Raw genomic sequence first — 12,645 nt, forward strand, 5'->3', positions numbered from 1 at the left:
TAATATGGATAAAAATGATGAGTTACATGTTCAGATCCAATATGCCTTAGTAGAAAAATTATCAGCTGCTAATAAAAGACAAGCAAAAATACTCTCATTATTAGATGAGTGTATATTTGAATGTGACAAAAACTTTCTTATTAGCTACGCCAATGATTCATGGACCCATAAGCTGGGCTATTCTATTGAGCAACTTATTGGTAAAAAGTTGACAGCTATAATGAATAGCCGCGATATTCTAACTTTTACCACCTATAGTTGTGCAGTTTTGCATGATGAAGCATCACGCAGTATTGAAGTTCAGTTGTTAGATAATAAAGGTCTACATCATTGGTTTGAGGTGCGTTTAGCTCATGATGGTAAGTTTGGCTTAATTGGCTCTTTATATGATATTCAGCGACATAAAGATTACCGCACTTTGTTAACGCAACAGCAAGAGTACGCCAAACGCCTCTCATTAGTGGCAAGCCACACAAGTAATTTAGTAATTATTACTGACCGCCATGGTCTTATCGAATGGGTAAATCGAAGTTTTGAAAAGTTAACGGGCTACTTGTGCGAAGAAGTGGTAGGTCAAAACCCTGGTTCATTATTACAAGGACCTCAGAGCGATGAAAAAGCAACAAAGGTCATGTCAATCGCCGTTAAACAGGGTAAGCCCTTTCAAGTTGAAACTGTAAATTATACCAAAGACGGAACTGTTTACTGGGTCGCAATCGATGCAACTCCTGTGAGTGATGAGTTTGGGGTTGTAAAAAACTTCATCGCAATTGAGACAGATATTACACAGCGTGTAAAAGCTGAAGCCGCAATGGCTGAAATTGAGTATAACTACCACTGTGTTGTAGATGGTATCCCAGATATTGTATTAAGAATGGATATACATGGGCGGTTACTTTTTGTTAATCAAGCTGGGCTCAACCTACTACATTGTAATCAAGATGAGGCTATTGGATCTTCAATTATAGAATATATTGCCGATGAAGATATCAATAAAATAAAAATAGCTTTATATGATTACCGTCAAGGTAAGCGTGATATTAGAAGGTTTGATATTCGTTTAAATAGCTCAAATCAAGAAGATCATTGGGTTGAAATAACATTAACACCGATTCAAGGGGGATACGATAATAGTTTAACTTCTATAGCTGCAATGCTTATTGATATCCAAGAGCGTGTAGAAGCTTCTAACACTCTGCTTGAAGCAAAAAATCATGCTGAAATGCTTGCAGAATCTAAAAGCAGGTTTATGGCTAACATTAGCCATGAAATCCGTACCCCATTAAATGCTGTGATTGGTTCTGCAGACATACTACACGACAGCGGTTTAACGCAGGAGCAAATGCGTTTTACACAAATGATAAAAACAAGCGGCGACGCACTATTAAGCATTCTTGACGATGTACTAACATACTCTCGTTTTGAATCACAAAGTTTAACATTGAATAATCAACAGTTTAGACTAGACACATGCCTTGAAGAAGGGATTGATATTGTTTCTGATGGTGCAATTAAGAAGGGATTAGAACTTGTATTAGATATCCATCCAGATGTGCCTGTTCTTGTTGTGGGCGATCACGCTAGAATCCGCCAGCTTATAATAAACTTACTGGCTAATGCTATTAAGTTTACTCATGAAGGCTCAATAATAGTCGAAACTAGATGCATCAAATTAAGCGCAAATTCTATTGTTTTAAATATTTCAGTTACTGACACTGGTATAGGTATTGCTGAAGGTAAACTACAGACAATGTTTGAACCATTTATCCAGTCGGACTCCTCAATTACTCGTCAGTATGGAGGAAGTGGTTTGGGGTTGGCTATTTGTAAACAAATTATAGATGCAGTCGGTGGTAAAATTTCGGTATGCTCTGAATTACAAAAAGGCAGTGTATTTACTGTAGAGTATCCTTTAGAGGTTGGCCATATTGAGGTGACTGAGCATCAGTTTAGTGAGGAGCAGGCGACCTCGGTTGTTATATGGATCGCTGGAGATAAGACAGCTTTAAACAAAGCTGTAGGCAATATGTTGAAACGCTATAAAATTGAATTCAAACAAATGTTAGAGTTTATTCCGCCATCCAATCACGGGCGTTTAGCCGGAATTATAATTACAGACCCTCACCTGCTTGAACAAATTAGGCGCTATACAAATGAACATTATGTTAGCTGTAAGCCTTGCATTATAGTAATTGATTTATCTGCTAATAATGCACAGCATTATAAAGTTTCAGACAATGAGGTTATGTTTAATGGACCATTTAAGTTATCGCATTTTCGTCGTGCAGTCGAAACTTTAGAAGAGCATGTATTTCAGCTTGGCTTGACTTTGCCTAAGGGAAAGTCATCGTCTGAAATAGAGCCTGAGAGGTACCTACCTCAACAAGAGTTGTACAAAAATATTAAGGTTTTGGTAGCAGAAGACAATAGAAACAATCAATTTGTGATTAGAGCTTACCTAGAACAGCAAGGCTGCCAGGTAAAGATTGTTAGTAATGGGCAGCAAGCCTTTGAGCAAATAAAGAATAATAGCTTTGATTTAGTTTTTATGGATATAGAAATGCCAATACTTGATGGTATTTCTGCAACGAAATTGATTCGCAGTGACAGTGCGGAGCAATATGTGCCAATTGTGGCTTTAACAGCAAACGCAATTCATGGTGATAAAGAGCGTTTTTTACAAGCAGGTATGAATGATTATTTAGCCAAGCCAATAGCCCCTAAGCGCTTACATGCATTACTTGCTAAGTATTTAAAGAATCATAATATTGAGGCTTCTACAAAGTTAACTAGACTGTTAGCTGTTTGGCAGCGGTTTAAATAAATTATGTTTTTATTGCGTTGCAAAATGCAAAGCAATAAAAGATAAAACTATTTTTTTTCATAATACATCTCTGTAAAAATCATACAACACTGTTTTTTATGTCTTTTTTTATCTTCCCCACTTGGACAATTTCCTGCAACCATCTTATTAGAAATAAAAGTATGGTAGGAGAGAAATATGAAAGCACATCAATTTATATCCTTAGCGTGTTTGTTACTAGCTAGCAATGTGCCTAATTTGGATGCTAAAAGCCAAGGGTTAGCGTTCATTGAGACTGCCAATGGAGAGCAATCTACAGAAATTAGGGAAATGGTTCAGTGGACCCATTCTCGATTGGTTTTCAATAAGCTTATTGAACGTGTGGCGGTCGGCGAAGATAGTATTTTGCAATTAGAAGTTTTAGATAACAATGAAGTACTCGCTCTTGCTAAAAAAGTAGGGCGTACAAGTATTATCGTCTGGTATACAGACAAAACATCAGAAACATTTCTAGTCAGTGTTACAGAAGATTTAAGCGTCTTAAATCAAGCGTTGCACGATATCCACCCTGAAATAAAGTTAACGTTGGCACCCGATCGAGCTGCGTTAGTGCTACGGGGCAATGTACCTACTATCAAATATCGAATTGCAGCTGAGCGTGCTGCACGACATTATTTAGAAGCAGGGCAATCTATTCAAGATAATAATTTAGTCATGCAGTCCGCTGGAGCCAATATATTATCGACATTGACTAACCGATTTAATATGAAAAAAACGGATAACATAACAAACGCTAACCTACGTAAAAATGCAGCGATTATAAACCTTATAAAAGTTGAAAATTTGCCCCTATCTATTGATGAAAAAATTACAAATGCAATTGCGACAATGGGCGGCCACTCAGTAAAGGTTGAGCGTATACAGCAAGGTGAGCTGCCAAGTGACAATGAAGATACTATTTTATTAACAGGCCAAGTTGAAACGCAAGTGGAACTGGTAAGAGTGCTAAATGTGGCTGCTAAGTTATTAAGTAATAATCAACCTCAAGTTGCTCAACAATTAAATGGTGCAGCATTGAATACAGCTGCTTCAGCTTCTGATGACGGAATTACTGTCTTAGCGAATGAGTCTGGCGGTGTTATTAATGGTACTACAAATACGAGTGTAAGTAATGTAAGTTCAAACATAGCGAGGGCTAAGATGCTTTCGCTTGCTGGTGGTCGTTTGCTGTCCACTATTGAAGTGCGTGATTTACCTCAAATCCGAGTTGCAATTCAAATGTACGAAGTGAATCGTCGTAAGCTTAAGCAATGGCGTCCAGAGTTGTCATTAATTACAAATGGTTATGATAAAGATAGCGGGCTATTTGGTTTAGATGGATCTCAGTCAAGGGCTCAAGGCGCGGGACTTGTAGAAAATGCATTGCAAATTGTGGGTGGTAGCTTTGTCAATAACTTACAGCTTGGGGGCAGTGAGATGGCATTTGATCTTCTATTTTCAATGATGGAAGAGCAGGGAATATCACGCACATTATCACGTCCAACATTGACTGTTTTAGCTGGTGAATCAGCGGTTTTCAAAGCCGGTGGTGAAGTGCCTGTTCCTACAGCATTCTCACCAAGTGGTTATAGTAGTGATGATAACGGACAAGCATCAGGTGTGTTTAGCGGTACTGAATTTAAGTCGTTTGGCGTTGAATTACAGGTTAGAGCTATGGTGGATGAAAAAGATCGCATCACTTTGGATTTGAACCCAACTATTTCAATGCCGGATACATTATTAACTCAAGAGATTGCAGGCAGTACTGGCAGTAGTTTAACTACATCAGCTTTTAACGTTAGAAGTTTAACAACATCCACGCGATTACAAGATGGTCAGCCTCTGGTGATTGGCGGCTTAGTTAGCCAAGATAGTACTAACAACATGGATGCAGTACCAGGTGTTAGTGATATACCTGTTTTCGGTCAGTTAGCAAAAGCAACCAGTGAAGGTGAAACACAAAAAGAATTAATTATTATTGTTACACCTACCATTGTGAGAGAGCCGCGCCATGAGGTTCGGTTATGGCAATTCCCACAATCAGGTGAATTACTGCAACGTATAAGCCCATCAAACACGCAAAGCTAAGGATAATAATATGAAAACTTTTAAAACTCTTTCACTACCTCTATTAGTTTTTGCTTTAGCTGGATGTAGCAGCCAATCTAATATTGAACAAGTATACCAACCTAATGTTGATTTAGATGCATTATTACTAAGATACAAGGTGGATAATGGCGTTATAAATTGTGACGATTATAGAAAAAAGGTTACCGATTGCGATACGTTATCTGCTGAATTGGCTAATTTACATTTACGTTACCCTAATCATAGGCGAATTATGCTAGCAGCAGCTATTATTTATTTTGATGTATCGAATATTCAGAGTAGCCAGATTTTACTAGATAAACTATTAGAACAAAATCGTCCAGCTCCAGAGGCGGCCATATTGCGAGCACAAATAGCAATGAGTCAAGGGAGTGTTAAAACAGCACGTAAAGTGCTTACAAAGCAACTAGATATGATTCCCGATCATGCAAATTTGTATGAGGCCTTAAGCGCTACTTATTATTTAGAAGGACGATATAAAAAAGCACAAAGTGTGCTTTATACTGCCGATAAGTTAGGGGGGCCGAGTTGGCGTACTCAGTATCACTTAGGCTTAATAAACGAAGGGCAAAAACAATATAGCCAAGCATGCCATTTTTATCGTCAAGCATTACAGATTAAACCTGATCTTACTGTAGCGACTAGTCGATTATTAAGCTTATCATTACGACCAAGTTGTGAACCACTCTCCGCAAGCCTTTAGGCTGCAATTTACTCTAAACCCAGCTTGCTGGGTTTTTTTATGTCGGTTGGATATATGCCGCTTATGAGAGTTCATTAGCGCTCACTAATCGTTATTTTAATAAGTTCCTAGCCTGAAATTTTCGAGAACGACTGATTTTTATTCAGCCATATACAAATCAAAGCTTAATACCTGGTTTATGGGTTCACATACCTGCCGATCTGAAATTTAAATTGTACGATTTAATTCTAGGGTGTTTAAAAGTTAAGTGCAGATTGTTTTGCATTATGCGAATCAAAGTGAAATTCATGTGAAATAAAAAATTCAACAACTCTACTTTTAATATATTACTTGTTTTAAGTTTTTGATTTTAAACCTTATTGTTTTTCTTTCCCTTTTGTTTTGAGGTTGGCATATTGTTCGCAATATTACTAACAAGATAAAAGGATTCATCTTAATTTTAATCAGTTAGTTCTGATACTTATTAAACACTTAAAAATTTTAGTAACTTAAAGGTGAATGTTATGAAAACAAATACTTCTACAAAGCTAACAAATAAAAAGCAAGCTGGTTTTGTCTTAACGTCAGAGCTGATTGTTCTCTCTACAACTATGGTTGCAGCGTTAGTAATAGGCTTATCAACTCTTCGTGACTCAGTAACAGCTGAACTTGAAGATGTCGCTGAGGCAATAGGTTCTCTTGATCAAAGTTACGCTTTCGATGGCATGATTAACGCCGAAGGAACTGCGGAGATAAGTGGCTCAGGCTTTATAGATGCAGTAGATGTTAATGCTGGTGATGGTTCTACATTTGAATTTGTAGCATCTGACTTTACCGAGGCAGCAACGGCTATCAATGGCACACCAAGTGCTGGAGCTGCATCAGCTAATGCTAATGGTTCATTGAATTAAGAATGAAGATGGCTCACATGGCCGGCTAGTGTGAGAGTTGTATAGCCGGCGAGTCGATTTATATTAATTTCTAATTTGTTCATATAGGTGATTCTCATGAAAACACGTAATCAAGTAACAATCGGTAAGAATAAGCAAGCAGGTTTTGTATTAACGTCTGAGTTAATCGTGCTTTCAACAACGATGGTAGCGGCCTTAGTTATTGGTTTATCAACATTGCGAGACTCAGTTACATCAGAGCTTGAAGATGTTGCCGAAGCAATAGGCTCACTTGACCAAAGCTATGCTTTTGATGGCATGGTTAATGCCGAAGGCACAGCAGAAATCAGTGGTTCAGGATTCATTGATGCAGTTGATACTAATGCTGGGGATGGCTCTACATTTGAGTTTGTAGCTTCCGACTTTGCGGAAACATCAGTATCAATTAGTAACAACGCAAGCAGTGGTGCTGCATCAGCAAATGCAGATGGTTCATTAAACTAATGGCCAGACAAGGCCGGTTATAAGCGTATATAAATAACCGGCAGTCGTTTTTAAAGTAAAAATTTGGAGGTGTATCATGAAACGCAAATTAACTGGTAGCACAACAGTTGCTATAGCCTTATTTGTTACCTCAGGTATGTTGGCATCACTGCTAGGAGTTCGTCAGCTAGATAAAGCTAATACGGTACCTTCGTTGGTCGTAAGTAGTGATATTTTACCAGGCCAAGTGATCACATCTAAATTAATACAAAAAGGCCAGATAAGAGATGATAAAGCATTGCAAAGTGTACAAAACCCACGTGTTTTAATTGGTAAAACTTTAGCGGTTAAGAAAAGCGCTGGCGAAGCTATTTACCCTGAAGATTTAGCGAAAGTAAAAAAAGTACCTCTATCTCATGCTATCCCACAAGGTCGAGTGTTATTTTCCCTTAACCAACCCCAATCGGGAATTCCTGTATCACAGCTTCATAAAGGTGACCGACTGGATATTATTGTCCGTTCTCGCAGTGGTGTAAGAACTGTTGCCACAGATGTTCAGCTGATTGGTATTCTAAAAGATAAGCCAGTACAAAATACAAGCAAGAACGATGACGGCGTAATGAGTCTGTTAAAAGCAGGACAGGGCCCAACGAGTAATAAAATGTCACTAGTTATGGCTGTTAAGCCTAATGATGTGTACCCACTAGCGAGTATCAGCTCAAGCGACGCTGTTTCACTGGTACTTCATAGTGCTTTAGACATAGCTAATGGTAAACAACACTATTTAGGACATGTTTCAACACATCGTAACGTAGAAGTCATATCAGGCCTAGCTCGTAATACAGTAAAAGTTAAACGTGCAATGATTGATTAGGGAGAGGTTTATGTTTATGCAAGAGCAAGCAAGGTTTATTACAAGTTCAGTGCAAAATGAGTTTGAAAATGAGCAGCTAGGCATTCTAAGAGAGCTTCGTCAAAGGTTACATGACACTCTAATTGATAGCATGCAAGAAGTGGAAGAATTCACTCTTGAAGATACAAACTGGTTATCTTCGCACTTAGATAAATTGCTCAATCAGATTATCGTTAATGGCAATGTAATTATAACCCCCGAGCAACAGCAGCAACTAGTATTAGAGGTTATTGATGAACTTGCGGGGTATGGCCCTATAGCCCCCTTAATGGTTGAGCCAGGAATCACTGATATTTTAATTAATGGTCCGTTTGACATATGGGTTGAACAGCATGGCCGACTACAAAGAACGGCAAAGCAATTTGATGATCAAGCCCATCTTCGTCGTTTCCTTGATCGTATAATCGGCGCTCAAGGCCGTCAATTAGATGCTCGCCACCCAATGGTTGATGCTCGGCTTCATGATGGTAGCCGTTTACACGCACTTATATCACCACTGTGCGCGTTAGGAGCTGTAGTATCTATTCGTCGATTTTATAATGAACAGTTAAGTGCTAAGTCGCTTATAAATAGCGGCTTTATTAGTCGACAGATGCTTGAAATGCTGAGTATAGCTGTATCTGCTGGGGTGAATGTAATGATTTCTGGCAGCGCAGGTGCAGGTAAAACAACATTACTAAACGTTATATCAGGTGCAATTAGCGAACACGAACGAGTTATAACAGTCGAGGAAACAGCTGAACTAAAACTAAACCACCCACATGTCGTTCCTTTAGAAACAAGAGGGACAAATAGTGAAGGGCAAGGGGCTATTACTTTAAGAGAGCTAGTTAGAACTGCGTTGCGAATGCGTGCTGATCGAATTGTGGTAGGTGAGGTAAGGGGGGGGGAAGTGTTGGATATGCTGCAGGCTATGAATTGCGGACATGATGGTAGTTTAACTACTTTACATGCTAATAGTCCGGAAGATGTTATAAATAGGTTAGAGACGTTAGCACAAATGGCAGATGACAAACTGTGTCGAGAAACAGTTCAACATATGATATTTGCATCTGTACAGCTCATTGTTCAAGTTGCTCGCTTGAAAGATGGACGTAGGGCCGTGGTTAGTATTAGCGAACTACAGGTACATGATGGCAAACACAAAGTCACTGAGTTATTTGCATACAAACGAGCCCAAAAAGATGGGGAACATGGCCTGCATTATGCTACAAAATCGAGCACCTGTTTATCAAAGCAGATAGCTCAAAGAGGTTATGATGCAGTGCGTTATGAGGCCTTAGTATCGGGGGAGTAGATATGATAAATCTTGATTCTGTATTATTACTCCTTTGCTGCCTAGTGATGATATATATAGCTATTTATTGGTACCGCAATGGAATTTTTAGTTCGGCGGGCGAACCAAAAGAAGTCCCAGTATACACAAAGGAAAAACCTGAAAAAAGAGTTTTATTAATCGCAAAAAGTTTACATGTCACAGGGTTAAAAATAGCCCCTTTGTTGTTCTTCTTTGTTGTGGTTTCGTTGAGTATTCTGGCCTTTATGATTGTTTATAGTCTGTTTAGCAACCAAGTTAATATTGCACTAATTGCTGCATGTAGTGTATTTATTGGCTGTTTTTTTGCACTAACAGATTTAGCGCAATGGCAGACGCGACGTTTTGAAGCCGGCTTGGTAGATGCTATTGAAACAATGAATGCAACATTAGTTGCAGGATTAAGTGGACAACAAGCAATAGAGGTTGCAAAGCGTACATCAAAGGGGCGTGTTCAGGATGAACTTACAGAAATAATAACACGCATGAATATGGGATACAGTGCAGAGCAATCTTTAGAAAGGTTAACAAACAAATATCGCTGTGACGCAAGTAAGTTGTTTGCCCAAACATTAATAACTCATAGTCGAACAGGATGCGATTTAAATTTATTATTAAAGTCTGTCAGTATTTTAATGCAACAACGGCTGAGACAGCGTCAAAAAGTATTGAACAAGTTATCTGGTACACGCTATGCAGCACTATTTAGTGGCCTTCTACCTTATCTTCTGGTGCCTGTCTTCTTATGGCAAGAGCCTAATTGGTTTGATGCACTATTAAACCATCCGCAAGGTGGTACTTATTTAAGCAGTGCATTAGTTGCTCAACTTGTTGGCTTTTTATGGTTAAGACGCTCATTGAGGAGTGGATCATGATTATATTTACCTGGATAGACTTTGGTTTGTTAGTTTTATTCGTTACATCGGTTAGTTTATTTTTTGTATTTCAGTCAGGCAGTTTGGATAATATAAAGCCTAGTAGCGCCAATGATAAAATCAAACTAAAAAATACATTTTTTTATCCTGCAAAACTAATTCGTCAATCGGGTATTACAACAAAAAGAAGTCCTTTATTTTACTGGGCGCTAAAGTTATCACTTAGCATGTGTGCTTTTACGCTTTCCTTAGAGTTTTTGCAGGAGTGGAAATCACTTCTTATGCAGCTTTTATTTATTGTAATTGGCTTTTTTAGTTGTGATATTTGGCTTTTTATAAAGCGTAGGAAGCGTCAACAACAGATTGATAACTCGATGGAATTCTTTATTAGTTTGATGATTGTATACTTACAATCAGGATTCAGCTTAAGCCAAGCTTTTGCAAATGCATCTGAACATGGTTTGAAAACAAAAGATCCTTTGAGTATTGAACTTAGTATTATTTCAAAAGAGTTAATTTCAGGACGAGAGCGCCATGTTGCATTCAATGATTTATACACTCGTACAGGAATAAGTAGTCTTAAAAAATTATCTACAATCATAAATATTGGTAACTCTGTAGGATCACCGATTATAGATAGCCTAAAAGCTCAGCTTAGCGTGGTTAGTATGCAACAACGCAAGAAAATGGATGATCAAATTAGTAAAAAATCATTGGAAACTATGATCCCTATGATGATGGTATGTTTTCCAATGTTTTTAGTGCTTGTGTTTTTTCCTGCAGGGATGCAAATAATGGATGTACTTCGCTTGCTTGTGGGGGTTTTATGAAGAGATTTAAAAATAATTCGGACCTAAAAAGTAAGCAGCAAGGTTTTGTATTAACAATTGAGCTTATATTAATTACAACAATTTTAATCATAGGCTCTATTGGGGGGGTCGTCGCGCTTAGAAATGCGTTAGTAAAACATCATTTTTCACAACAAGAGCAAGAGGTGATTATTGCTGATAGTAACAACCGTTTACTCGGTAAAATGGTCTCTTTTGATGAACACGAAGCACCGATTGTGGCCTATATTGATAGAACAGCACCACCGACTCAACTAGGAGAAAGAAATCAAAATTACCGAGTTTTAATAGGAATTCGGGACGATAGGTTTACTACGCGCGAGCCTATTTATTATGATGCACCAAATTGTACTGGTAATCCTTGTATTAAATCAACAAGTGATGAAAGCAGTGATAGTACTGGACTATCAGGTATTAGGGCTACTGGGGTTGTAAGTTATTTTAATGCATTACAAGGTGGGCCAAATTATGCCATTGGTAGGTCATTTGATGGGATTAAGGGAGATCTTTTTCGTTCTACTGCTGAGCAGTGCCCTGCGGCAATAGATGATATTAAATCTCGATACGTATCGCAAAAAGTAGTTGCAGGCTCGCCTTGTGAAGATTTTAATGCAGAGAGCTCTGAGGCCGATACAAGCTGCCTAGTTGGTGTGCAAGTGCAAGGTGGTATATTAGGAAATGCAATTCCGGATGTAGTGCCATGCCAACAATGCCCTTCAGGTATGGAATCACAGCAAGATATCTTAGATAATTATCTTCCTTTGGTCGAGCCCCTACTTGACTCAACTCTGTCAACTTTAGGTTTTTTAGGTGTGGTACCTAGTGTAGATGTGACTTTAGGCGAAATATGTTGCCCTCAAGGTACAAGGTTGGAAGATGGGGACAATATAGTGAATTCCATTGTATTTATTGTTCTTAAAAACGTATTAAATATTTTAGGTATAGATCTATCAGCCAACAGTCTGGTTGTTGATACTCTAAGTTTGTTAGGAATTGAGGAAGGTGTGCTCAGTTGTGTCTCTGATATACAATTACAACAAGCTCAATCAGTTCCAGATAACAACGACCCAACACTAAATGCACTTGAGAGTTTTATCTCGCCCTTTAAAGTGAAACTTAATTCCTCTCCTGTAAATCAAAATGATCAATGGTATTACATCCCACCAGATGGAGAAGGTGTCAACACAGGGCTTTAAAGTTATAAACACGCTCAGGGAAGAAGCTGAGCGTTTTACTTTTTGGTGGCATTATGAGCCATCACCACAGGGTTAAGTTGCCTTAAGTTCACATCATTCCCTCACCTATGACAATTTAGCTAGTACGTATTTACACCACCAGCCAAAGAGAGCTTTTAGCAGCGTTCATTTAGTACTAGGCTATATATTATCAGCCAAAGTTCGTGACTAAATACAATTTCTAAAATGTATTTAAATATGAGCTTATGTTAGCCAGGTTAACGCAACTACGTTGGTTTTATTAAGGTAGTTTGATTAACTCATCTAAGACTAAGAATTGCAATGCAGTTTGATTTGCAAAACGAAAATACGTTGAGTTTGCTTTGAAATAAAAAAAAACGTTTTTTTTGTATTAATATACAATCATTTATATTTTTTCATTATGTTTTCTTAGTTGGTTCACCTCTTGCAATATCCAGTGTAGACCTGCTTACGGGTCATAACCTTGGAGAT

10 protein-coding genes are annotated in these 12,645 nt (G+C 38.2%); all 10 read left to right on the forward strand.

The window, feature by feature from the left end:
* The first annotated feature begins 4 nt into the window (after positions 1-4).
* Positions 5-2,824, forward strand: coding sequence for a PAS domain S-box protein (locus AAEU30_RS06310; RefSeq protein ID WP_421959784.1), 2,820 nt, complete (start codon positions 5-7; stop codon positions 2,822-2,824).
* A 177-nt stretch (positions 2,825-3,001) separates the two neighbouring features.
* On the forward strand, positions 3,002-4,930 hold the full coding sequence (locus tag AAEU30_RS06315) for a pilus assembly protein N-terminal domain-containing protein (protein ID WP_421959785.1): 1,929 nt from the start codon (positions 3,002-3,004) through the stop codon (positions 4,928-4,930).
* A gap of 10 nt (positions 4,931-4,940) precedes the next feature.
* Positions 4,941-5,654 (forward strand): hypothetical protein, encoded by a 714-nt coding sequence (locus AAEU30_RS06320; protein WP_421959786.1) that lies wholly within the window; start codon positions 4,941-4,943, stop codon positions 5,652-5,654.
* A gap of 503 nt (positions 5,655-6,157) precedes the next feature.
* Entirely contained in the window at positions 6,158-6,544 is a 387-nt protein-coding gene (locus AAEU30_RS06325) for a hypothetical protein (protein WP_421959787.1), read from the forward strand.
* A gap of 96 nt (positions 6,545-6,640) precedes the next feature.
* Positions 6,641-7,027 carry a hypothetical protein gene (locus tag AAEU30_RS06330; protein WP_421959788.1) on the forward strand — a complete coding sequence of 129 codons (387 nt, stop codon included), beginning with the start codon at positions 6,641-6,643 and terminating at the stop codon, positions 7,025-7,027.
* 76 nt (positions 7,028-7,103) lie between these two features.
* Complete coding sequence (locus AAEU30_RS06335; RefSeq protein ID WP_421959789.1) at positions 7,104-7,880, forward strand: CpaB family protein; 777 nt, start codon at positions 7,104-7,106, stop codon at positions 7,878-7,880.
* Between the two features lie 10 nt (positions 7,881-7,890).
* Positions 7,891-9,216: a TadA family conjugal transfer-associated ATPase gene (locus AAEU30_RS06340; RefSeq protein WP_421959790.1), complete on the forward strand. Its 1,326-nt coding sequence runs from the start codon at positions 7,891-7,893 to the stop codon at positions 9,214-9,216.
* A gap of 2 nt (positions 9,217-9,218) precedes the next feature.
* Positions 9,219-10,109 (forward strand): type II secretion system F family protein, encoded by an 891-nt coding sequence (locus AAEU30_RS06345; RefSeq protein WP_421959791.1) that lies wholly within the window; start codon positions 9,219-9,221, stop codon positions 10,107-10,109.
* Positions 10,106-10,939, forward strand: coding sequence for a type II secretion system F family protein (locus AAEU30_RS06350; RefSeq protein ID WP_421959792.1), 834 nt, complete (start codon positions 10,106-10,108; stop codon positions 10,937-10,939). Before AAEU30_RS06345 ends, AAEU30_RS06350 begins: the two co-directional genes overlap by 4 nt.
* Positions 10,936-12,153 carry a hypothetical protein gene (locus AAEU30_RS06355; protein WP_421959793.1) on the forward strand — a complete coding sequence of 406 codons (1,218 nt, stop codon included), beginning with the start codon at positions 10,936-10,938 and terminating at the stop codon, positions 12,151-12,153. Before AAEU30_RS06350 ends, AAEU30_RS06355 begins: the two co-directional genes overlap by 4 nt.
* Positions 12,154-12,645: the final 492 nt, after the last annotated feature.

The sequence above is a fragment of the Pseudoalteromonas mucoides genome, from assembly GCF_049257175.1.
Taxonomy (GTDB): Bacteria; Pseudomonadota; Gammaproteobacteria; order Enterobacterales; family Alteromonadaceae; genus Pseudoalteromonas.